The sequence below is a fragment of the Pragia fontium DSM 5563 = ATCC 49100 genome (assembly GCF_900112475.1).
Lineage (GTDB): Bacteria > Pseudomonadota > Gammaproteobacteria > Enterobacterales > Enterobacteriaceae > Pragia > Pragia fontium.
In genome coordinates, this window is sequence record NZ_FOLW01000002.1 from 305,584 (window position 1) to 329,085 (window position 23,502).

23 protein-coding genes are annotated in these 23,502 nt (G+C 46.0%); 12 read left to right on the forward strand and 11 right to left on the reverse strand.

Features of this window, described 5'->3' with window-relative positions; all coding sequences use genetic code 11:
- Positions 1-255: 255 nt before the first annotated feature.
- Entirely contained in the window at positions 256-648 is a 393-nt protein-coding gene (locus tag BMZ28_RS04580) for a RidA family protein (protein WP_047780671.1), read from the reverse strand.
- Positions 649-1,111: 463 nt separating this feature from the next.
- On the opposite strand from BMZ28_RS04580, the gene aroG reads away from it, so the two are divergent.
- Positions 1,112-2,164 carry a 3-deoxy-7-phosphoheptulonate synthase AroG gene (gene aroG / locus BMZ28_RS04585; protein WP_047780672.1) on the forward strand — a complete coding sequence of 351 codons (1,053 nt, stop codon included), beginning with the start codon at positions 1,112-1,114 and terminating at the stop codon, positions 2,162-2,164.
- A gap of 76 nt (positions 2,165-2,240) precedes the next feature.
- Here aroG and gpmA read toward each other — a convergent pair whose 3' ends face one another.
- The 7 genes from gpmA to BMZ28_RS04620 all read right to left on the reverse strand — a co-directional run bounded on the left by gpmA (position 2,241) and on the right by BMZ28_RS04620 (position 9,300).
- Positions 2,241-2,993, reverse strand: coding sequence for a 2,3-diphosphoglycerate-dependent phosphoglycerate mutase (gene gpmA / locus BMZ28_RS04590; RefSeq protein ID WP_047780673.1), 753 nt, complete (start codon positions 2,991-2,993; stop codon positions 2,241-2,243).
- Positions 2,994-3,289: 296 nt separating this feature from the next.
- Positions 3,290-4,360: a galactose-1-phosphate uridylyltransferase gene (galT, locus tag BMZ28_RS04595; RefSeq protein ID WP_074821017.1), complete on the reverse strand. Its 1,071-nt coding sequence runs from the start codon at positions 4,358-4,360 to the stop codon at positions 3,290-3,292.
- Positions 4,341-5,372 carry a UDP-glucose 4-epimerase GalE gene (gene galE / locus BMZ28_RS04600; RefSeq protein ID WP_074821020.1) on the reverse strand — a complete coding sequence of 344 codons (1,032 nt, stop codon included), beginning with the start codon at positions 5,370-5,372 and terminating at the stop codon, positions 4,341-4,343. Before galE ends, galT begins: the two co-directional genes overlap by 20 nt.
- A 192-nt stretch (positions 5,373-5,564) precedes the next feature.
- Positions 5,565-6,047 carry a hypothetical protein gene (locus tag BMZ28_RS04605; RefSeq protein ID WP_047780676.1) on the reverse strand — a complete coding sequence of 161 codons (483 nt, stop codon included), beginning with the start codon at positions 6,045-6,047 and terminating at the stop codon, positions 5,565-5,567.
- Between the two features lie 186 nt (positions 6,048-6,233).
- Complete coding sequence (locus BMZ28_RS04610; protein ID WP_074821023.1) at positions 6,234-6,803, reverse strand: cysteine hydrolase family protein; 570 nt, start codon at positions 6,801-6,803, stop codon at positions 6,234-6,236.
- Positions 6,804-6,848: 45 nt separating this feature from the next.
- On the reverse strand, positions 6,849-8,318 hold the full coding sequence (gene modF / locus BMZ28_RS04615; RefSeq protein WP_074821026.1) for a molybdate ABC transporter ATP-binding protein ModF: 1,470 nt from the start codon (positions 8,316-8,318) through the stop codon (positions 6,849-6,851).
- A 217-nt stretch (positions 8,319-8,535) separates the two neighbouring features.
- On the reverse strand, positions 8,536-9,300 hold the full coding sequence (locus BMZ28_RS04620; RefSeq protein ID WP_074821030.1) for a nucleoside-specific channel-forming Tsx family protein: 765 nt from the start codon (positions 9,298-9,300) through the stop codon (positions 8,536-8,538).
- Between the two features lie 489 nt (positions 9,301-9,789).
- Between BMZ28_RS04620 and BMZ28_RS17335 the strand changes: the two genes are divergently transcribed.
- Complete coding sequence (locus tag BMZ28_RS17335; protein WP_139211626.1) at positions 9,790-9,975, forward strand: hypothetical protein; 186 nt, start codon at positions 9,790-9,792, stop codon at positions 9,973-9,975.
- Positions 9,976-10,065: 90 nt separating this feature from the next.
- On the opposite strand, the gene BMZ28_RS04630 is transcribed toward BMZ28_RS17335, so the two are convergent.
- Complete coding sequence (locus BMZ28_RS04630) at positions 10,066-11,292, reverse strand: phosphopentomutase (protein ID WP_074821032.1); 1,227 nt, start codon at positions 11,290-11,292, stop codon at positions 10,066-10,068.
- Positions 11,293-11,507: 215 nt separating this feature from the next.
- On the opposite strand from BMZ28_RS04630, the gene xapA reads away from it, so the two are divergent.
- The 5 genes from xapA to BMZ28_RS04655 all read left to right on the forward strand — a co-directional run bounded on the left by xapA (position 11,508) and on the right by BMZ28_RS04655 (position 15,750).
- Positions 11,508-12,341, forward strand: coding sequence for a xanthosine phosphorylase (xapA, locus tag BMZ28_RS04635; protein ID WP_074821034.1), 834 nt, complete (start codon positions 11,508-11,510; stop codon positions 12,339-12,341).
- A gap of 98 nt (positions 12,342-12,439) precedes the next feature.
- Positions 12,440-13,696 carry a nucleoside permease gene (locus BMZ28_RS04640; RefSeq protein ID WP_047780683.1) on the forward strand — a complete coding sequence of 419 codons (1,257 nt, stop codon included), beginning with the start codon at positions 12,440-12,442 and terminating at the stop codon, positions 13,694-13,696.
- A gap of 107 nt (positions 13,697-13,803) precedes the next feature.
- On the forward strand, positions 13,804-13,962 hold the full coding sequence (locus BMZ28_RS04645; RefSeq protein WP_047780684.1) for a XapX domain-containing protein: 159 nt from the start codon (positions 13,804-13,806) through the stop codon (positions 13,960-13,962).
- A gap of 20 nt (positions 13,963-13,982) precedes the next feature.
- Positions 13,983-14,753 carry a deoxyribose-phosphate aldolase gene (gene deoC / locus BMZ28_RS04650; RefSeq protein ID WP_083399631.1) on the forward strand — a complete coding sequence of 257 codons (771 nt, stop codon included), beginning with the start codon at positions 13,983-13,985 and terminating at the stop codon, positions 14,751-14,753.
- 88 nt (positions 14,754-14,841) lie between these two features.
- A complete protein-coding gene (locus BMZ28_RS04655; RefSeq protein ID WP_047780686.1) occupies positions 14,842-15,750 on the forward strand; it encodes a LysR family transcriptional regulator in 909 nt (302 codons plus the stop codon).
- 47 nt (positions 15,751-15,797) lie between these two features.
- On the opposite strand, the gene modE is transcribed toward BMZ28_RS04655, so the two are convergent.
- Positions 15,798-16,583 (reverse strand): molybdenum-dependent transcriptional regulator, encoded by a 786-nt coding sequence (gene modE / locus BMZ28_RS04660; protein ID WP_074821040.1) that lies wholly within the window; start codon positions 16,581-16,583, stop codon positions 15,798-15,800.
- Between the two features lie 201 nt (positions 16,584-16,784).
- On the opposite strand from modE, the gene BMZ28_RS04665 reads away from it, so the two are divergent.
- The 4 genes from BMZ28_RS04665 (at position 16,785) to modC (ending at position 19,672) form a co-directional block, all read left to right on the forward strand.
- A complete protein-coding gene (locus tag BMZ28_RS04665) occupies positions 16,785-16,940 on the forward strand; it encodes an AcrZ family multidrug efflux pump-associated protein (protein ID WP_126468249.1) in 156 nt (51 codons plus the stop codon).
- A gap of 202 nt (positions 16,941-17,142) precedes the next feature.
- The gene (modA, locus tag BMZ28_RS04670) at positions 17,143-17,919 is read left to right on the forward strand and encodes a molybdate ABC transporter substrate-binding protein (protein WP_074821046.1); all 777 of its coding nucleotides are present in this window, start codon (positions 17,143-17,145) and stop codon (positions 17,917-17,919) included.
- Positions 17,916-18,605, forward strand: coding sequence for a molybdate ABC transporter permease subunit (gene modB, locus BMZ28_RS04675; protein ID WP_071845449.1), 690 nt, complete (start codon positions 17,916-17,918; stop codon positions 18,603-18,605). The genes modA and modB overlap by 4 nt, the downstream gene beginning before the upstream one ends.
- The gene (gene modC / locus BMZ28_RS04680; protein WP_074821049.1) at positions 18,605-19,672 is read left to right on the forward strand and encodes a molybdenum ABC transporter ATP-binding protein ModC; all 1,068 of its coding nucleotides are present in this window, start codon (positions 18,605-18,607) and stop codon (positions 19,670-19,672) included. The genes modB and modC overlap by 1 nt, the downstream gene beginning before the upstream one ends.
- 45 nt (positions 19,673-19,717) lie before the next feature.
- Here modC and BMZ28_RS04685 read toward each other — a convergent pair whose 3' ends face one another.
- On the reverse strand, positions 19,718-20,536 hold the full coding sequence (locus BMZ28_RS04685) for a pyridoxal phosphatase (RefSeq protein WP_074821052.1): 819 nt from the start codon (positions 20,534-20,536) through the stop codon (positions 19,718-19,720).
- Positions 20,537-21,434: 898 nt separating this feature from the next.
- Here BMZ28_RS04685 and uvrB point away from each other — a divergent pair.
- Entirely contained in the window at positions 21,435-23,456 is a 2,022-nt protein-coding gene (gene uvrB, locus BMZ28_RS04690) for an excinuclease ABC subunit UvrB (protein WP_047780691.1), read from the forward strand.
- The last annotated feature ends 46 nt before the right edge of the window (positions 23,457-23,502 follow it).

Here is a 23,502-nt window from a genome sequence, read left to right on the forward strand (position 1 = left end):
GGGGATGAAGAACCCAAGGTTCGAGTCGAACGCAGAGAGACAACGTTGCCAGCGGCAACGGCCCGGAGGGCAATCACTCCTGTCATTTGACGTATAGATACCGTTATTAAGGGCGATGCTGATCAGTTAAGTATTTTTCATTCCATTCACCCTGTCATTCCGGCGAAAGCCGGAATCTAGGTTTTAGCTTAATGACAATGTTTGACCTAAAAGCGAAGTCTCTGCTTTTAACAATGTCAGGAGACTAATGTTTAATTAAACGCGTTCAGCGTTATAGCAGGTAATATCTACCTCGACTTTGCAATCAACAACTAAGTCCGCAACAGCACAAATTCGTGCCGGTGGGTGTTCGGCGAAGAATTCACTGAAGACTTTATTAAATGACTGAAAATAACGAGCATCGGTTAATATCACTTTGACGTGCACAACGTCTTTCAGCTGATATCCGGCATTGGTCATAATATCCAGACAGTTTTGAATGGCGAGTCGTGATTGTTCAATAATACCGCCTTCGACAATTTCACCCTCTTTCATTGGTGTTTGTCCTGAAACATAAAGCCAACCGCCAGCCTCTACTGCTTTAGCGAAGGGAAGGTGCTGTCCACCGGTTCCGGTACTACCGCTAACACCATAACGTTTAATTGACATGATTTTCTCCTGTAGATTAACGAGTCAGAAAACGTCTCGCTCTTGGTTTATTGACAGTTTTGTCCTGATAGCTGGAAGGTTGATATGTCGGTCATTTGAACGATGGCAACCTTTCTCTATAACGGAATCAGGGAGCATGGGGTATCGCATCCCGTTCATCATATTATAATAAATCGCTACAACGAGCATTAGGTAAGCCGAATGGCTAAGGCAATCACGGCCGCTTTTTGCAGACCGTTCTTTCTCCTCCTGTGCTAAATTGGATTATTAATGATTATATAATCCTCTATTGTTAGTACATTTGTCCGCGTGTTCCGGAGTTTCTTGAACATATGTTTAATATGGGCGGTATTTACCACGTAAAGCACTGTAATTAACAATGTTTGGCTACCCGGTTGTTTGATGGTAGGGGATTGTTGTAGGCTGTAGGCTTATATATTGGGCAAGACACCGGACGGATAAAATGAATTACCAAAATGATGATATAAGAATAAAAGAGATTAATGAGCTATTACCTCCGGTTGCACTGCTGGAAAAGTTTCCTGCGACAGAAAAGGCGGCAGTCACCGTGGCCAGTTCTCGTGAATCTATTCACAATATTCTTGCAGGAGAAGATGACCGTTTGTTAGTGGTGATTGGACCATGTTCCATTCATGATACTGAAGCGGCTCTGGAATATGCTCGTCGCCTAAGTGATATACGTAAGCGTCTGGATAAAGATCTGGAAATCGTGATGCGAGTTTATTTTGAAAAGCCGCGCACCACTGTAGGCTGGAAAGGGCTGATTAACGATCCTCACTTAAACCACAGCTATCAGATTAATGATGGTTTACGTATTGCTCGTAAACTGCTGCTGGATATTAATGACAGTGGTTTACCAACTGCTGGTGAGTTTCTGGATATGATTACGCCACAGTATCTGGCTGACTTGATGAGCTGGGGTGCTATTGGCGCTCGAACTACCGAGTCTCAGGTTCATCGTGAGCTGGCTTCAGGTTTATCATGTCCGGTTGGCTTTAAAAATGGCACTGACGGTACCATTAAGGTTGCGATTGATGCGATCAACGCTGCTGGAGCACCGCACTGCTTTTTGTCCGTAACCAAATATGGACATTCTGCGATAGTGAATACTCGTGGTAACCACGACTGTCATATTATTTTACGCGGTGGAAAAGAACCAAATTACAGCGCTGAGCATGTTCAGGCCGTAAAAGAGGGTCTGAATAAGGCTAAGCTACCGCTTAACGTGATGATTGATTTCAGCCACGCTAATAGCAGCAAGCAGTATAAGAAACAGATGGAAGTTTGTGATGATGTCTGTCAGCAGATTTCTGGCGGCGATACAGCGATTACCGGTGTAATGGTGGAAAGTCATTTGGTTGAAGGGGCTCAAAATCTGGAAAGTGGCGATCCGTTAATTTACGGTCAAAGCGTTACCGATGCTTGTATTGGTTGGGATGATACTGAACTGCTGCTGCAAAACTTGGCGTACGCTGTGCGGGCGCGTCGTGGTTAGTTGATGATGGTTTCGTGTTATTAAGAACGGGCCATGGTTGGCCCGTTTTATTTTTGATTTGTGGGTAGCTGAGAAATTACTTTGCTTTACCCTGATTGGCTACCGCCGCCGCTTTGGCCGCAATTTCATCCGCATTACCTAAGTAGTAGTGTTTTATCGGATTCATATTTTCATCAAATTCGTAAACTAACGGTACGCCGGTAGGAATATTGAGTTCAAGAACCTCATCTTCATCCATATTGTCCAGATATTTGACCAGTGCCCGAATCGAGTTACCGTGTGCGGCAATAATGACTCGTTCGCCGCTGGCAATACGCGGTTTGATGATATCGCTCCAGTAAGGGATAACCCGCTCGATGGTGGTTGCCAGGCTTTCGGTTACCGGCAGTTCTGATGGTTTCAGATTGGCATAGCGGCGATCATGACCAGGATAACGCTCATCTTCTTTTGTTAGTTCTGGGGGCGTAATAGCAAAACCGCGTCGCCAGAGTTTAACCTGCTCATCACCATATTTTTTTGCTGTTTCAGCTTTGTTCAAGCCCTGCAAGGCACCATAGTGGCGCTCATTCAGTTTCCATGATTTTTCTACCGGTAACCACTGACAATCCATGGTATCCAGAATATTCCAAAGGGTATGAATAGCGCGTTTTAAAACGGAGGTATAGGCAAAGTCAAAGACAAAACCTTCGGCTTTTAACAACTCCCCGGCCTGCGCAGCTTCAGCTCTGCCTTTATCGGAAAGTTCAACGTCAGTCCAACCGGTAAAACGGTTTTCTTTATTCCATTCACTTTCACCGTGTCTAACGAGAACTAATTTTGTTATAGCCATTGTTTTCTCCTTACAGCAGGAATGATTTAATGATAACGATTCTTATTATACTCTCATTGTTAAGAATTCAAAGATAAGACTAATACTTAATAATAGGTGAAAATGTGAAGGTCAGCGCCATTGTCAGAAAAATAACAAAATCTCTTTAGTATCAGTTTGTTGATAGGTAAAAGGGATGGGGTATCGGGGCGATAGCGGGGATAATCCAGCGAGCCGTAAGCAGAGGGGATTAGGCGATAACCATTATTGGAATCGCCATAAAATAGGGGGTTACTTAACTCAATTGCCGATCAATCTTATTCCGTGATGCTTTCTGATTGGCTGTAGTGGATGTCACTCACCGCGCGCAGGCGCTCGGCGGCCTGTTCAGCAGTAAGATCGCGTTGGGCTTCCGCTAACATCTCATAACCAACCATAAATTTACGGACGGTGGCAGAACGCAACAGGGGAGGATAGAAGTGAGCATGTAGCTGCCAGTGTGCATTCTCCCGTTGATTAAACGGCGCACCGTGCCAGCCCATAGAGTAAGGAAAGGCGCATTGAAACAGGTTGTCATAGCGGCTGGTCAGCTTTTTTAGCGCGAGTGCCAGATCGGCCCGTTGTTCAATATTCAGTTCGGTTAATTGGCGAATAGGGGTTTTGGGTAACAGTAGCGTTTCAAACGGCCACGATGCCCAGTAGGGAACAACAGCCAGCCAGTGCTTTGTTTCAACGACGGTACGCTGACCATCAGCCAGTTCGCGCTGCACATAATCCACTAACATTGGTGAATGATACTGGTCAAAATAGGCTTTTTGTCGTTGGTCTTCTTGCTCAGCTTCATTAGGGAGAAAGCTGTTAGCCCAAATTTGACCGTGGGGATGAGGATTGGAGCACCCCATGACTGCACCTTTGTTTTCAAATATCTGAACCCAAGGATAGTGCTCTCCCAGCTCCCGCATTTGTTGCTGCCAGGTAGTGATAATCTGTTCCAGAGCAGCAAGGGAAAGCTCTGGTAATGTTTTGCCGTGGTCAGGAGAGAAGCAAACAACCCGGCTGGTACCACGAGCACTCTGACAACGCATTAATGGATCGGTCGATATTTCTGCATTGGGGGTATCGGGCATCAGAGCGGCGAAGTCATTGGTGAATACATAGCAGCCTTGGTAGTCTGGATTGATATCACCGGTTATGCGGGTATTGCCCGCGCAGAGAAAACAGTCGGGATCGTGCGCTGGGCGTTTATCCTGCGCGATGGATTCCTGCTGGCCCAACCACGGGCGTTTAGCCCGATGAGGGGAAACTAAAATCCATTGGCCGGACAGTGGATTAAGCCGGCGATGGGGATGATCGATGGGATTGAAATCTTCAGTGGTTGGATGATTCATCGGGATACCCTTGCGGATTTGCCTGTTGCCAGCGCCAAGTATCGGCACACATATCATCCAGGTTCAGTTTTACTCGCCAGTTTAATTCATTGGCGGCTTTATTTGGATCGGCCCAGTAACTGGCTAAATCACCATCACGTCTTGGTGCAAATTGATAGGTAACCGGTTTACCACAGGCTTTACTAAAAGAATTAACCACGTCCAGTACGCTATAGCCAAAGCCCGCACCGAGATTATAGATATGGATACCGGCATGGTGGGTTAATTTATTCAGGGCAGCGATATGGCCGTCGGCTACATCGACAACGTGAATATAGTCACGTACGCAGGTACCGTCAGGCGTCGGGTAGTCATTGCCAAAGATGGATAGATGATCGCGACGACCTACGGCGACCTGAGCGATAAACGGCATGAGATTATTCGGAATACCCTGAGGATCTTCACCCATTAAGCCAGAAGGATGTGCGCCAACTGGATTGAAGTAGCGTAGCAGGGAGATACTCCATTCCGGCTCCGCTTTTTGTAGATCCTGTAAGCATTGTTCAATCATCAGCTTACTATTGCCATAGGGGCTGGAAGGGCGACCAGTTGGCATAGTTTCAGCATAAGGTGTAATGGGTTGTTCGCCGTACACGGTGGCGGAGGAGCTAAAAATAAAGTTTTTAACGCCCGCACGACGCATGGCCTCCACCAGAACCAGAGAACCATGGATATTATTATCATAATATTCCAGGGGCTTATTGACGGATTCACCAACGGCTTTAAGCGCTGCAAAATGGATCACTGCATCTATTTTGTGTTGATTAAAAATCTTATCCAGCAAGGCAGCATCGCGAACATCTCCCGAATAAAATACCGGTTGGTGTCCGGTGATCTGTTCAATTCGCTTTAATACACTCGCCTTGCTGTTACATAGATTATCAATAATAACGGGAGTATGTCCGGCTTCAATTAACTGCACACAGGTATGACTGCCAATGTAACCCGTACCGCCTGTGATAAGTACATTCATTGATGCTTCTTCCTTAAGATATATTTTAGATAGGTTAACACAGCCCATTAATTCAAAAGCTGATAGCGATCGAATTATGAAAACGTTTACATCTGAGGGGCTTTCTAAAGCGAGAGAATAGGGGAATTGATAATAAAAAGGAAATACTTATAGCATGCCCCGCACTGATAATTGCAGGGCATGTTTGGATGATTAACGGTGTAACCAACCTTTAGTGGCAGATTTGCTCTTAATTTTGATGCTGTTTGGTGGGGTAACAAACAGATAATCAATCGCGTTATCCAGTCCAATAGACTTATAACCGCCTAGCTCAAATTCGTATGGATTTTCGTTGGCATTACCATAGATAACGGTTTCAAATTTTAATGGGCGAGTCCCATTATTGATTAACCAAGATTTATCCATTTTAGTCTCTGGCACTAAACGCACGGTGGTGCCGTTAACCAGATCAAAATCGCTGGTTTTAATCAGAGCATATTCCGTAACCTGATTATCATCAGTCACAATATAAACATGGTTCACAAAGAAGAAATAGACGCCAGCAATAGCAAACAGGGCGAGTGCGGGTACGCCTTTTTTCAGTTTGTCGTGTTTACGAAATACAATGAACAACGCGAGCGCAATGATTGCCGCAGTAACACCAAAAATGATGTATATAGTATTGATTGGAAACATGAAGTGTTAATCCTTAAACATAGCCAATGTGTAATTTATATTTATTTTGAACGGCTGGTATCAACCTATTTTATGCACAAAGCGTGGTCTTCCCTAACCAGTTCATGGTGGAGTCTAGCACTATAGCTAACGGTATCCAATAATTGACGAGTTTAAAAACACGCTTTAGATGTTTGGTTTGATGGTTCAGGCTTGCCAGGATTCACTGGTGATAACCTGAGCAAGGGGGATAAGGGCATTCATGCTTTGCTGATGAAGTTCTAACGTTGCCGCGGCACAGAGATCCTCCAGAATAGTAACCCGGAAGCCTAAATCATGTGCCTGACGAGCGGTGCTCTGAATCGCCATGATGGAGCTGACGCCTGCCAGCACCACATGCTGGTAACCTCGACCGGTTAACCAGTCATACAGATGATTACCGGCAAAAGCAGACACCGCCTTTTTCACCACCACTTCATCTTCGGGCTGAACATCCAATCCTTTTACCCAGTGACATCCAGCATCGCTCAAGCGTAGAGCTCCATTTTGTTTTGCCGTATTAAACAACGGTGAATAAGGGGGAATGTCGTGATAATCATCGGCAAATCCCACTTTTACCCAAATGACAGGAATATGTTTGATGCGAGCATAAGCAACGGCCTGATTGGTTCGAGAGACGATTTGACGCAGCTGAACCTGTTGATAGCTGCCGTTAGATTTTTCGTGTTCACCAACAATGTCTTCGATTAAATCAATAATAATGAGTGCGCTGGACATACAATGGCCCCTATTTATTTATCCATATTCCCTTGTCATTCCGTCTCAGGATGACAGCTGTTCAATACCATAAGCATAGCTGCTTGCCATCGGAATAAAGCTCAGGCGGTGAGTGATACATTCTGGTGCATCTTCCGCATGATGAGAAACAAACAATAGCTGGCTTTTTCCTTCCTTGATCAGCACGTCTATCCAACGTTTGACCAATTGACGGTTTAATGGGTCCAGCCCCTGAAGGGGTTCATCAAGAATAAGCAAGGCCGGATGTTTAACCAGCGCTCGGGCGATCAGGGTTAAACGCTGTTGTCCCCAGGATAAAGCCTGAAATGGCGTATTAGCGAGATCGGCCAGACCTAATAAATCCAGCCACTGTTGGGTCAGGCTATCTTGGGTATCGGATGTTGCCTGATAAATACCAATAGAATCTAAATAACCAGAGAGAATCACATTACGCACGCTGACGCTTACTCGGTAATCCTGATGCAGACTGCTGCTGACGTAACCGATGTGTTTTTTGATATCCCAGATTGTCTCTCCGCTGCCACGACGACGGCCAAACAGCGTCAGGTCATTGCTATAACCTTGAGGATGGTCACCGGTAATTAAACTTAATAGGGTGGATTTACCTGCGCCGTTAGGCCCGATAATTTGCCAGTGTTCGTTGGGATTTACTTGCCAGTTGAGCCCATCAATGATTGGACGATCGTTATACGAGATATAGCAATGGTTTAAGGTGATCAGGGGCAAATCTGCCGGCAGCGGCGTATCAATTGTGAATTCAGGTGGAGGTAATGACATGCCTGATATGCGTTCGGTTTGGGCCAGTTGTGCGATTAACGCTTCAGACATAATCTCTTGGCGTAAACCGGTGCGGGTGAGATGACAGTCTGCCAGAATACCGGTGTGGCTAATAAAATCCGGTATTTCATCAAAGCGATTTAACACCAATACCAGCGTTAACCCTTTATTTGACAACTCGGCCAACAGAATCGCCAGTTGTTCTCGTGAAGCGATATCAAGACCGTCAAAAGGTTCATCCAAAATCAGTAAATCAGGTGAGGAGAGTAAAGCCTGACACAGCAGCGTTTTACGCGTTTCACCGGTGGACAGGTATTTAAAACGACGGCTTAATAAATGAGATATACCGAACATGTTAGCCAAACGCAGACATTCTGCTTCATCGTGATGGTTCATCTGGATAATTTCAGCGGTTGTTCGGCCGGTATCATTTTCCCCTTCACTAAGCAGGTCGGTATTATTACGCAGCCACTCTTCCTCTATGAGTTTTTGTAATTGTTCGAAAGAGAGCCTGACAATATGCTGAAAATGGTTTTCACGTTTACCGCTTAACAGGATTAATTCATCTGAGAGTGCGCGGGCAAGGGCTGACTTACCACTACCGTTGGCACCGACGAATGCCCAACTTTCTCCTTCATTCAGGCATAAGTCCGGCAGAGAGAGAGTTTTAGTATCGCTCAGGCGAAAGCAACCCTCTGAAATAGTTAACTGTTTCATATCCTAACCCCTTCACTTGCCATATTGGTAAATTGTTATTTATTTTTTATAGTGTTTGCGGTTTAGCATGACAAAATAAATATTAAAAGACAGCAACATAATGTGCGGGTTTTAAAAAGTTATGCTGAATATGTATTGAATAGGATGAGCCGTGGTGAAAATCGACAGCCCAATGACTTGGGCTGTAAGCGGCATATTTATCAGGGCATGACGATGACTAAAAATTATATTTTACTGAATAGATAATTCCGTCCTGTAAGAAGCTTTCACCGAGCTTATTATCCGCATAGCGATATTGGATACCGGTAGTGATTTTGCTATTGGGTTTCCACCAGAGAGCTTGAGCACCATTAATACCATCGCGTCCACCATTGCCTTTAGCGTACTTATCAGCCCGATCAAATTCATATTCGGACCAGTTGGTTAGTGCGAATTTCTCTCCCCATAGCGTGAAGTCATATCCGGCAACCCAGCCAAAGACATAACCATTATTGCCACTGTAATAGGTTTGATCGGTGTAACGCTTGGCAATAAACGGTTTATACCAGAAGTTATCGAGTTTGAGGTTATAGCCGATACCGTATAGTCCCATCACATCATGAAAATTGCGTCCATTGGGTGAACCGTAAGTCCCATAGAGATGGGTATATAAGTTAAAACCGCTGTCCCATAAATAGATGCGGTTAGTATTTTTAAAGGTATATCGCTGTTCGCTGCCGGGCTTATCGTGTCGGTTATTGAATGGGTTTTCCCAATCGAAGAAACCGTATAGTTCACCCCAGCTAAAGCCAGCACCACCTTCCAGTTCCAGATAGGCAAAGTCATCTTTATGGGATTGTTTCGACGTTCGATGGGTGGTGTGTGAAGTCCAGTCAAGATAATGCAGCCCGATATCGGCAAAACTCCATAAATATTCAGCTTGAGCGGTAGGGGGAACGGTGAACGAGGTCATCACAATCAGAGCAGAAAGATGTTTTTTCATTGACGTTATATCCTTTATGTCAGAAGTCTATTCAGAGAAAAATTCTCTGATAAAGTGAAATATTATTGTTATGGGATGCCGATAAAGAATGGCGCTTTATTATTAGATAGTGAGAGGAGGTAATACCAATACTCTATTTTTGATTATCGATATAAATTTAATATTAATCTTCTGGTGTTTTTTAATGGCCATTTAAAGGGTAATAACAACAATTCGTTATTTATATTTTGTGATGTAACGCATAAATAAATGCTTATTATTTTTTGGAATAGATAATCTTAAGGAATGAAAAGAGAGCTGTCGCGAAATAATAAATTTATTTGAAGTTTAATCCGAAAAGTTGATTTAGGCCTTAGCGGTTATTGTAGGCGTAAATGGTTGATAGAGCATAGTGTTGGTCAATTAAGAAAATGTGAGGCGTTTATTCTTTGGTTTTTTCTATTGAGCGCTGGAATTCAGCCGACAACTGAGAGAGGGAGCACGGCCAGCATGGAAGCTGGGCGAGGCGCTGCTTTGCCGGGAGCAAATCAGCGCCGGTGCGTTAACCCGAATGAAGGCGGAGGGGAGTCGCGAAGCGACCTGAATTCGGGGGCGAAGGCGCGGGGTGCAGGGGCGTTCGCCATAACGCCCTCTGCTCGGCCACGTATACTGATGTTGATTTATTCTCTGTACTGATAGTGGACGAAACTTTCGCTGTTATTAAGCTTAATTAACAAACATTACCAATAAGGCATGTTTTTCTCACAACAACACCTGACTCAACACTCATGACTTAACCTTGGTTAAAAAACTTTTTCCTTCACTAAACGACGGTAAATTAAACCAACTCGCCAGACTTTGGCCAATATCAATAAAGGTTTCTCTGACGCCCAGATTTTCAGCCGGGATTTGTTTGCCATAGACCAGTACCGGAATATGTTCTCGAGTATGATCGGTACCGGGCCAACTGGGATCACAACCGTGATCGGCGGTAATAATCACGACATCATCGTCGCGCAGTCGTGAATACAGTTCCGGCAGTCGGCGATCGAACAGTTCCAGTGCGGCGGCGTAGCCAGCAATGTCACGGCGATGGCCGTAGTTTTGGTCGAAATCAACAAAGTTGGTCATAATAATGCTGAAATCGTTATCTTCAGATGTCGCTTTTAACGTGGCGTCCCATAAGTTATCCAGCCCATTAGCCTTTATTTTTTGCGTAATGCCAACGCCGGCATAGATATCGGAAATTTTACCGATGGCGATAACGTTACCGCCAGCATCAGCCAGCTTTTTCAATACGGTATCCGCCGGTGGTGGTACTGCCAAATCCTGACGATTACCGGTTCGATTAAAGCCGCTGGTGGCATCACCGACAAAGGGACGGGCGATGACCCGACAGATATTATAGGCATCAACCTCTTCACGCGCGATTTCACACAGCTGATACAGTTTCTCCAGACCGAAGGTTTGCTCATGACAGGCAATTTGAAACACTGAATCGGCAGAGGTGTAAAAGATGGGTTTGCCGGTTCTCATATGTTCCTCGCCATACTGTTCCAGAATAACGGTGCCGGATGAATGGCAGTTTCCCAGATAGCCGGGCAAATTGGCTCGCTTGACTAGATTATCCAGCAGAGATTGAGGAAACGAATTAATGGGTTGACTGAAATATCCCCAGTCAAAGCGTACCGGCACCCCAGCCAGCTCCCAGTGACCAGACGGCGTATCTTTACCGGAAGACGCCTCTTTGGCTGCACCATAAGAACCTATCAGCGAAGGGTTGGCTGAAAAACCCGCCGGCAGGCTACCACTAGCCATTTGTCCCGCTAGCCCTAACCCCAGACGTTCCAGATTAGGCAGGTGTAATGTGCTGTGAGCATCGGATTTAGTGCGTTTGGTCGCACAATATTCAGCAATATGCCCCAAGGTATTTGAACCGACATCGCCAAAACGATCGGCGTCGGGAGTGGCTCCGAGACCAAAAGAATCCATAATTAAAATAATTGCGCGCATCTTATTTCCCAATAATTAAACGTCAGTCAATTGAACACATCTTTTATATATAACAGGAATTCCACTTCGATAGGTAAATTTAATCGATATTAAATTCATATCGATCCTGTGGCTAAACAATATTGGTAAAGCTCTTTTATATATCGGTATAAATAAAAAGGATTAAAAAAGAATGGCTCAATATGTTGATTAACATTTTTAATAAGGGATGCATTATGTCAAAAATAGAATTATCTCAGAATCCATTTTACGCGGCCGATATTATTCGTGCATACAGACCTGACTTTACTCCCCGCGTTGCCTTTATTTTAGGTTCGGGCTTGGGGGCTTTAGCGGAACAAATAGAAGATGCCGTTGCTATTTCCTACCAGAAGTTGCCGGGATTTCCGGTCAGCACGGTACACGGCCATGCCGGCGAACTGGTATTAGGAACGCTGGCGGGAGTGCCAGTTGCCTGTATGAAAGGGCGAGGTCACTTCTACGAAGGGCGAGGTATGTCGGTGCTAACGGATGCCATCCGCACCTTTAAGCTCTTGGGCTGCGAACTGCTGTTTTCAACCAATGCAGCGGGTTCACTGCGTCCGGAAGTTGAACCGGGCAGTCTGGTTGCTCTGTATGACCACATCAACACCATGCCGGGCACACCGATGGTGGGGCCAAATGATGACCGCTTTGGTGAACGCTTCTTCACGCTTGCTAATGCCTATGATGCGGATTACCGCGCACAGTTACAACAGGTGGCTAAAGCGTCCGGATTCCCGCTTTCCGAAGGGGTATTTGTTTCTTATCCCGGGCCGAATTTTGAAACCGCCGCTGAGATCCGCATGATGCAGATGATCGGAGGAGACGTGGTCGGCATGTCGGTGGTGCCTGAAGTGATTTCCGCCCGTCACTGTGGGTTGAAAGTGGTCGCGGTGTCGGCAATTACTAACCTGGCAGAAGGTCTGGGGAACGTGAAGCTCTCCCATGAACAGACCCTCGCGGCAGCTAAATTATCCAGTGCCAACTTCATTACGCTGATTTGTGGTTTCTTACGCCAGTTGGCTTGAGACAGAAAGCAACGTTGAGGAGACAGCGATGTCAGCATTGATGGGGTTATCTGTTAATTCGAACGCAGTATGGATAAATAACGCGAAGGGAAAACAGCATGGGCATTAAAAGTCGATTAAAAATCATGTCGTTTTTACAGTATTTCATCTGGGGAAGCTGGCTGGTCACGCTGGGTTCTTACATGATGAATACGCTTCATTTTAACGGCTCATCCGTCGGCATGGTCTATAGCACCAAAGGGCTGGCTGCGGTGCTGATGCCGAGTCTGGTTGGTATTATTGCCGATAAATGGATGTCTGCGAACCGGGTTTATACCTTGTGCCACTTCCTCTGTGCTGGCGCGCTGTTCTATTCGGCAACGGTTAACGACCCTAACCTGATGTTTTGGGTGATGCTGGTGAATGCGATGGCATTTATGCCGACTATCGCTTTGTCTAATACCATCTCCTATAGCTGTCTGGAAAAAGCGGGGCTGGATACAGTAGTGAACTTTCCCCCGATTCGAGTATTTGGCACGCTTGGTTTTATCGTGGCGATGTGGGCCATCAGCCTGATGCGTCTTGAGCTGAGTAATATACAGCTCTATATCGCTTCTGGTGCTTCTCTGCTGCTGGCCCTGTACTCATTAACCTTACCGGCTATACCCACTGCCGGGAAAAAGCGCAATCAGGGTTGGGTCAGCTCGCTGGGTTTAGATGCCTTTGTCTTGTTTAAAAAGCCCAGAATGGCGGTGTTCTTTCTCTTCGCCATGTTATTAGGGGCGGTTCTGCAAATCACCAATACTTTTGGTAGCCCATTCCTGCATGATTTTGCTTTAAATCCTGAGTTTAAAGACAGTTTTGTGGTGCAGTATCCGTCTATTCTGCTGTCCGTTTCACAGATGGCGGAAGTGCTGTTTATCTTAGCTATTCCGTTTTTCCTGAAACGTTTTGGCATTAAAACCGTGATGTTATTAAGCATGGTGGCATGGACGCTACGTTTCGGACTATTCGCTTATGGTGATCCTTCCGCCAGTGGTTTTGTGTTGTTAATGCTATCGATGATTGTTTATGGCTGCGCCTTTGACTTCTTCAATATCTCTGGTTCGGTTTTTGTTGAGCAGGAGGTCAGTTCTGATATTCGCGCCAGTGCACAGGGGCTGTTTATGACCATGGTTAACGGTGTTGGCGCCTATGTTGGTGCGATTCTGAGTGGTCGAGTTGTTGACTATTTTTCAGTGGATGGCATCAAGGATTGGCACACCATCTGGTTGGTTTTTGCTGCTTATGCTCTGATTCTGGCGGTGATATTCCATTTCACTTTTCAATATCAGCATCGGCCAGAGAAGTTAGCAAAAGCCAGTGTTGCTCAATAGTTGAACTGAGGGGCCCATTCAGGCTCCTCAATAACGCAATCTTTAAGAAAGCATGACGTAGCAACAGATATTGCTGCGTTGATTACCGTATTTTAATGGAGTAATGAATGAAAGAAATCCTTATGTCTTCCGGGGTTGGTTTTGCCGTCGGTGCGCTGTGTACTTTTCTCAGATTGCCGATTCCTGCCCCTAATGTGTTACCTGGGGTATTGACGATAGTTTTTATGTACTTCGGTTATCTGACGATTAAATGGTTCATACAGTAATAATGAAAGGAAAAGACAGCATGCACAACTTGAAAGCAACGGCACAACAGGCTTTGAATTTGATGGATTTGACGTCGTTAAACGCTAACGATACCCGCACGGTGATTAATCAACTTTGTCACAACGCTAACACGGCTTATGGTCATCCGGCGGCAGTTTGCGTTTACCCGGCGTTTATTGCTGACGCCAGACAGGCTTTAGCACAGCAGGGGATATCGGTGGTTAAGATTGCCACGGTAACTAACTTCCCTTATGGGGCAGATAATATTGAACTTGCCGAGCAAGAAACCAGAGCCGCGATTGCGGCGGGTGCCGATGAAGTCGATGTGGTATTTCCGTGGCGTGCATTACAGACCGGCAATGGGCAGATCGGTTACGATTTGGTGGTTGCATGTAAGGCGGTTTGCGGCGATAAACTGCTGAAAGTCATTATTGAAAGTGGTGAGCTGAAAACCCCTGAATTGATTCGTCAGGCTTCGGAGATTGCCATTGATGCCGGAGCGGATTTTATTAAAACCTCTACTGGTAAAGTGACAGTGAATGCAACGCCGCAGGCCGCGCAAATTATGCTGAGCGTTATTGCTGAAAAAGGCGGTCGCTGTGGCTTTAAAGCGGCTGGTGGGGTGCGTTCTGCCGAAGAAGCTCGGGTTTATCTCTCTATCGCCGCTGATTTACTGGGGGAGGCATGGATTACGCCGGCGCATTTCCGCTTCGGTGCCTCCAGTTTGTTAACTAGCCTGCTGGCAACATTGGATGGTCAGCGATCTACGGTTTCAACGGCGGCTTATTGATTAAACCTGCAATCTTGCTTACCGAGTGAAGTTCTGACCAACGACTTTTTATAATAAAAAGATAGGCATTGCCTAAACAGGAGTCTTTGTGAATCAGACTGAGCGGGTATATCGCACTGACCTGAAATTATTACGTTATTTTCTGGCCGTTGCGGAAGAACTCCACTTTGGTAAGGCGGCGGCTCGGTTGAATATGTCACAACCACCGCTGAGCATTCATATTAAGGAGCTGGAATCTCAACTGGGTACCATGCTGTTTTTACGTCACTCCCGCAGCGTAGCCCTGACCCATGCCGGGAGAGTATTGATGGAAGAAACTCGTAATCTGTTGTCTACCGCGAATCAGGCATTGGCTCGGGTTGAGCAAATTGGTCGTGGTGAGCGGGGTAGAATCGAACTGGGCATAGTGGGTACTGCGCTGTGGGGATCATTAAGGCCAGCGCTGTATCGTTTTATCAAGGATAATCCTACCGTAGATATTATCTTCCGCGAGAAATCTCCCGGTGTGCAAATGACATTGCTGGAGCGACATGAGATTGATGCTGGTATTTGGCGCATGGCGGATACACCGCCCCTTGGTTTAAACAGTCTGCGTTTGCAGCAGGCCTCTTTTTTAGTCGCGTTACCCACTGAACATCGTTTAACTCGATATTCATCCATTCCATTACATGAGTTGAGAAACGAACCGTTTGTCGCTTTACCCGCGGTACATTCTGACTGGTCTTTTTTACAAAAGGTATGTTTTCGAGCCGGTTTTTCGCCCCATATTGTTCGGGAAGCGATTGAACCACAAACCGTATTGGCGCTGATCAGTATGGGGCTGGGGATTACCTTCATGGCGGATAGCTATGCGCAGATGAACTGGCCCGGTGTGGTATTCCGTCCTTTGGACGAGCGTATCCCCGCAGATTTATATGTGGTTTACGATGAACTACAAGTGACTTCAACCACACTGCGGCTGATTGAAGAGATGAAACAGGTTTCTGAGGTGGTATAACTCTATTTACCGTTATCTGTGGAGGCAGATAACGGTACGTTATGGATTTAGCAAAGTGTAGCGATAATCACACTTTCAGCGCTAAAGGTTGCCCAAAGTTGCTGTCCAGCTACCGGAGATATACGGTCGGCTTGCTGATTACTGATGGTGGAACACAGGGTTTCTCCATCGTCCAGTTTAAGCAGAATCTCACTGCGATGTTCACTGCGCGTGACTGAAATGACCACACCTGACAGGCAGTTATCGCTTTCAATGACCGGTTTGGTATGCAGGTCAATCAGCGGTGCTTTGATCAGCGCCAATATCTCTTTGCCATCCGTTAGTTGCAGCCGCTCAATACTTTGTTGGGTGAGGGAAGCGTTAATTCGCGTTTTACCATCGGCCATCAATAGCGTAATGCACTCAGGCAGCGTCGTTTTATGCTGAGTATCGATGGTGCCGAAAAACTGATTACGGGCGCTGGTTTGTAGTGAAAAGCGAGCAATAGCCCCCAACAGGCTATCAAGCGGCATGGTATCGTCTTGTAGAACGTCGAAGGCTTTTTGCTGTATTTTTTCCAATAGATCGTAAAGCTGAATCAGACGCTGACCGTAAGTGGTCAAATGTGCACCGCCGCCGCCTTTACCGCCGGTAGCTCGCTCAACTAATAGATGCTCGGTTAGCTGATTCATTTCATTAACGGCATCCCAAGCGCTTTTGTAGCTGATACCCGCGAGTTTGGCGCCTTGACTGATTGAACCCGTATGGGCTATCTGTTTTAATAGTGCGATACGACGCGGATCGGCAAACAGATTTCCCTGTAGTTTTAGGGTAAGCAGAATTTCAGCATTCATGGCGAATAGGTCCGTTTAATCAAGGCGTGATACATTGTCACTCATTTTAGACATTCTGCCAAACGGGCACGCCGCACATTTAGCTGAAATTTAGCGGCAGATTGCTGTTAGACTCTGTGCTAATATTTATCTATCCGTCAGATATTGAACAACAGGAAGTGCTGAAGCGCTTTGTACTGAATTGAGGAACTTATGTCTGAGTTGTTTTCACTATTAAAAAGTTTGCTTTTTGCGGCCTGCATGGTTCCCGTGGTAATGGCACTGATTCTGGGAGCTATTTACGGATTGGGTGAAGTCTTTAATATGATTTCCAGATTCGGTCGTAACGATCACCGTCAAACTGAACATAAAAACTGATTTTTATCAGCTAATGATTTTAAATACCGGCCCTGTTTATCAGGGCCGGTATTTTTTTGCCTCAGGATACCTCCCTCGGCTTATTCTGGCATAAAGCCAATTTGAAGCGGTGACAAGCCAATAACAAAGCGTTATATTATTCTTTATATATCGATAAGCGTATTGACCGTCCTGACAATAGAATAATAATGAGGCTAGATAGATGAAGACAAAATTGCAGTTTACCGCCGTTGTGGCGTTATTAGCCGCCAGCCTGTTTCAAACGGCGGCCGCGGCTGAGAAAGTTACCGTATTTGCAGCGGCTTCGTTAACCAATGCATTGGGTGAGATTGCTACGGAATATCAGAAAAAAACCGGCGTAGAAATCAAATCTTCTTTTGCTTCATCTTCAACTCTGGCTCGTCAGATTGAGCAGGGCGCTCCGGCAGATCTGTTTATTTCTGCTGATCAGCAGTGGATGGACTATGTGATAGACAAAAAACTGATGGATGATAAAACCCGCGTTACGCTATTAGGCAATGATCTGGTGCTGGTTGCCCCGCTGAATAGCCCGCTTAAGCACGTTAATGTCAATAAAGTGACTGACTGGTCATCGCTGTTAAAAGACAGTCGTTTGGCGGTTGGTGATCCCGATCATGTACCGGCAGGTATTTACACCAAGCAGGCTCTGACCTATTTAGGCACATGGGATCAGTTGGCACCAAAAATGGCTCGTGCGAATAACGTTCGTGCTGCATTGGCATTGGTTGAACGAGAGGAAGCGCCGTTGGGCATTGTGTATGGTTCCGATGCGGTGGCCAGCAAGAAGGTGAAAGTAGTGGGTATCTTCCCGGAAGAGAGCCACTTACCGGTAGAGTATCCAATGGCCACCGTGAAAGATCATTCAACGCCGGTGGTTGAGGCATTCTTCAAATATCTGGCAACGCCTGAAGCGTCTGCGGTATTTGAGCGTTATGGTTTTAGCCCACGTCATCAATGATGTTATCTCAATATGAATTAGAAGCCCTGCTACTCAGCCTGAAAGTAGCCGGAGTGGCAGTTGCCTTTAGCCTGCCAATAGGGATTTTTGTCGCATGGATTCTGGCTCGCTGCAACTTTCCCGGTAAAGCGCTGGTTGATAGCGTCATTCATCTACCGCTGGTATTGCCGCCGGTGGTTATCGGCTATTTGCTGCTGATTGGGATGGGGCGTAAGGGAATTATTGGTGAATGGTTGTATAACTGGTTTGGTTTTAGTTTTACCTTTAGTTGGCGAGGGGCGGCACTGGCCTCGGCAATTATTGCTTTTCCGCTGATGGTGAGAGCGATTCGCTTGGCATTAGAGGCGGTCGATACCAAACTGGAGCAGGCTGCCCGAACCTTAGGGGCGGGTTTCTGGCGGGTACTGTTTACCGTGACGTTACCGTTATCGTTTCCCGGGCTGCTGGCTGGCGTGGTGCTGGCTTTTGCTCGTTCACTGGGGGAGTTTGGTGCCACCATTACCTTCGTGTCCAACATTCCCGGTGAAACTCGCACCATTCCATTAGCCATGTATACGCTGATTGAAACCCCCGGCGCGGAAGGGGATGCCGCCAGACTGTGCATTATTGCTATTTTATTGTCGCTGCTATCGCTACTGATGTCGGAATGGCTATCGCGTTGGAGCCAACGGAGGTTGAAAGGCTAATGCTAACCTTGAACTTTAAACAGCGTTTGGGTGACTTAGGGCTGGATGTGTCCGTTCAGGTGCCCGGCAACGGTATTACCGCCGTTTTTGGTTTATCCGGAGCGGGTAAAACTTCGCTGATTAATGCCGTTAGTGGATTAACGCATCCTGACAGCGGAGAAATTATCTTAAACCAGCGAGTTTTGGTTGATTGTGCTAAAGGTTATTTTTTACCCCCTGAAAAGCGACATATTGGTTATGTGTTTCAAGAAGCCCGGCTATTTCCCCATTACAGTACCAAAGGTAATCTACAGTATGGAATGAAGCCCAGTATGGCTGCTCAATTCGATACCATTGTTGAGCTATTGGGTATTGGTCATTTACTTAAGCGCTTTCCGATGACCTTATCCGGTGGTGAAAAACAGCGGGTAGCAATAGGCAGAGCTTTGCTGACCGCGCCGGAGCTACTGTTGATGGATGAGCCTCTGGCCTCGCTGGATGTACCGCGTAAACGGGAATTGATCCCTTATTTGGAGCGTTTGGCACACGATGTAAATATTCCTATTCTGTACGTGACCCACAGTCTGGAAGAGATTTTACGCTTGGCTAAACAGGTTATCATTCTGGATGCGGGGAAAGTCAGGGCCTCTGGAGAACTGGAAACCGTTTGGGCCAGTGAAGCGATGAGCCCATGGTTACATCAGGAAGAGCGCAGCAGCATTCTTAATCTAACGCTACTTAAACAGCATGATAACTATCCAATGACTGGTTTGGCGTTAGGGGATGATTGCTTATGGGTCAGTAAGGTTGATGCTCGACCCGGGGAAAAACTACGCGTGCGTATTAACGCTGCGGATGTATCTTTGGTATTAGCGCTGCCGCAACAAAGCAGCATTCGTAATATTCTCGCCGCTGAGGTCGTAGACGTGTATACATCGGAAGATAAGGTAGACGTCAAGTTATCCGTTGGTCAGCACTACCTCTGGGCTCGGATCACGCCATGGGCCCGAGACGAATTAAATATTGTCGTAGGGCAGCGGCTGTACGCTCAAATTAAGAGTGTATCGATGAGTCGTGAAGCCTGGTAAAACAGCTGGTTATTCAGGGGAACCTGAATAACCAGTTTGGCCCAGCTACAGCACATATTGCCGAATAGTATTGGCAATTGCGGGTGTTTCATTCTCGCCAATAACCATATCGGCGTGGACTTTGACATCTTGGTTACTATTCCCCATCGCGACGCCTAATCCTACCTGCGTGAGCATACTCACATCGTTGAGGTTATCACCGAAGGCGATAACCTTATCCATACTGATACCCTGAGATTCAACCCATTCACGTAGCCGGTTACCTTTGCTGTTACCCTGTTGAGCAAGGTCGATCTGGTTATGCCAGGAACGCTCACAGGAAAGCCCCAGTTCATCTTCTATCAGTGCGCTGAAGTGGTTTAAGGCATCGGTATCTTCGCTGGACGTGGCAAATTTCCACACGTTCTCTGCATTGTTAATGGCTGTTTCAAACGTATCGACGTGCAGTATATTCGGCCGTTGGTTCTCGGGCAGGCGCTCTGACCAGGCATACCAGCGGGTAATATTGTCATCACGCTGTTCAAAGGTCATGGCATTATCAATATACATCAGGCTCTGAATAGGGTAATCACGTAACAGTTGTGCTACGCGTATTGCCTGTGGCTTGGTTAGCGGTGTTCCCGACAGAACCTGCTGTTTTTGATAATCATAACTATAGGTGCCATTACAGCAGATGGCAGGGGTATCAAGTTGCAAGGCCTGATAAAAAGGGTGAATGGCCACATGGTGACGGCCGGTCACAATGATCACCTTCACGCCTTGCTTACGCGCCTGAGTGAGCGCTTCTAGCGACTCTGGCAAGATCTGTTTCTGTGAGTTAAGCAAGGTTCCGTCTAGGTCAAGGGCAATAATTTGATATTTCATAACCTGTATGCCATCTGTTTTTTATGAGTGAAAGAAGAAGAATATCGGCATTAATTCGAGCATAAAAGCCTCCTATTATCAAAGTTTAATTGTCGACATAGACGGATAAGCATGATTGGTAACATATCTGTAATATTACTGGAATATTCTATGTAAACGCATAACAGGACTTACTGTATTTCTTGTGTGGCAAGTAAAGGCTTATTGACAGGTAAGTTATACATATTATTGGAAATCAGGCGGATAAGCGTATTTATTCTATTGATGAGATAAAGCCTGTGTAATGTAGCATTGTTAGAATGTCATAAAGATTTTTTTCAGACTTTTTTAAGCATAAATCTCTAGTAAACCAGTGTAAAAAAAATTTCTTAAAGCAGAATTTCGACACGAATTGAAGTTACCCGCCTTACGCAATGTAGCAGTATTAGTAGGAATTTTTTACTTATCCACTATTCCTGTGGATAACCTTGTGCATTAACGTTAGAAAAGCGGTTTTGGCCTAGGTATCATGCGGCTTGTTCGGATTTTGTCTGCATTCTCGACGATGATTAAAAATCATTTATTATCATGCAGTTAATTAAAATCAAGAGGCCTAAAACCAACGCATTTCCGTTTAGTATTATTCACCTATAGAATAAGTCGAAATATAAAATGTCAACTTTTTTCTGGGGATAAATTACATTTCTATAGCTTGACTATTCACCTTTATGGTTATACCTAGCAACTGACATTTTTGTTGTTTTAAAATTAAGCAGTTAGCTAAAGTTATTTTATACTGGATTAATATACAGTATAATGCGAGTGGCAAAAACCTGTCTAGCTCCACATAATAGATTTTGCGATCTTCACCGAACTTTGTTTTTAGGTCACTGGTTTTTCAATTCAGGTAGCATGAGCGATGAGTAAAACATTCAAATTAAATTCAGCCTTTCAACCCGCAGGGGATCAACCTGAGGCCATCAGACGGTTGAGTGAAGGATTAGAAGATGGATTAGCCCATCAAACGCTGCTTGGCGTAACGGGCTCCGGTAAGACCTTTACCATTGCCAATGTCATTGCTCAACTTGATCGACCAACAATGATACTTGCACCAAACAAAACGTTGGCGGCACAGTTGTACGGTGAAATGAAGGCTTTCTTTCCTGAGAATGCGGTAGAGTATTTCGTTTCTTACTATGACTACTATCAACCCGAAGCGTATGTACCCAGCTCTGATACGTTTATTGAGAAAGATGCCTCTATTAACGAACATATAGAGCAAATGCGCTTGTCTGCGACTAAAGCGTTATTGGAACGCCGCGATGTGGTGCTGGTTGCGTCGGTGTCTGCCATCTATGGTCTGGGCGATCCTGATGCTTATTTAAAAATGATGCTGCATTTGACCCGCGGGATGATTATCGATCAGCGTTCCATTCTTAAGCGGCTATCGGAATTGCAATATACCCGCAACGATCAGGTTTTTCAGCGCAGTACTTTCCGGGTACGTGGCGAAGTGATTGACGTTTTCCCGGCGGAATCCGATGAGTATGCACTGCGTATTGAACTATTTGATGATGAGGTTGAGCGGTTATCGGTATTTGATCCGTTAACCGGTCAGGTTCAACAAGTGGTACCTCGTTTTACCATCTACCCTAAAACCCACTATGTCACGCCGCGCGAACGTATTCTGGAAGCGATTGAAGGCATTAAAGTGGAGTTGGCGGATCGCCGCAGAGTGTTGCTGGCAAATGATAAGCTGGTGGAAGAACAACGTCTGACCCAACGTACTCAGTTTGACATTGAGATGATGAATGAGCTGGGTTACTGCTCAGGAATAGAAAACTATTCGCGCTACCTGTCCGGACGTGGTGAGGGCTATCCGCCGCCAACCCTGTTTGACTATCTGCCGGCAGACGGTTTATTGGTGATTGATGAGTCTCACGTCACTGTGCCACAGATTGGGGGGATGTATCGCGGCGACCGTTCCCGTAAAGAGACGCTGGTAGAGTACGGTTTCCGCCTGCCTTCGGCACTGGATAACCGACCGCTGCGCTTTGAAGAGTTTGAACAACTGGCACCACAGACCATTTATGTCTCCGCTACGCCGGGCAATTACGAGCTGGAAAAATCTGGCGGAGAGATCATCGAGCAGGTGGTGCGTCCGACAGGGCTTCTGGATCCGGAGATTGAAGTCAGGCCGGTGGGCACTCAGGTTGACGACCTGTTATCCGAAATTCGTATTCGGGTAGAGAAGAATGAACGGGTACTGGTTACCACGCTAACCAAACGTATGGCTGAAGATCTGACGGAATATCTGGAAGAGCACGGCGAGCGAGTACGCTATTTGCACTCAGATATTGATACCGTTGAACGGGTGGAGATTATCCGCGATTTGCGCCTAGGCGAGTTCGACGTTCTGGTAGGTATCAACCTCTTGCGAGAAGGTCTGGATATGCCGGAAGTGTCGCTGGTTGCCATTTTGGATGCCGATAAAGAAGGCTTCTTGCGCTCAGAACGTTCGCTGATTCAGACCATTGGTCGTGCGGCGCGAAATCTGAACGGTAAAGCGATTCTCTATGGCGATAGAGTGACTAACTCGATGGCTAAGGCGATAGGAGAAACCGAACGGCGTAGAGCGCGGCAAATAGCGTATAACGCCGAGAATGGTATTGTGCCGCAGGGACTGAATAAGTCCGTTGAGGATATTCTTGAGTTAGGCCAGGGTCTGGGTACGCTGAAAAATAATAAAGGTCGCGGCAAGAAGAAAGCCGCAGAGCCAGCGGCAGATTACACTGCACTGACACCGCAGGCGTTGGATAAGAAAATCCGCGAGCTGGAAGGCAAGATGTATGAACATGCGCAGAATCTGGAGTTTGAAGAGGCTGCTCATCTCAGGGATCAATTACAGAAACTGAGGGAACAGTTTATTGCCCTGTCATAACTCTCGTTAAAATATTAGCGACTGCGGCCAGCTTGTTAAATACATG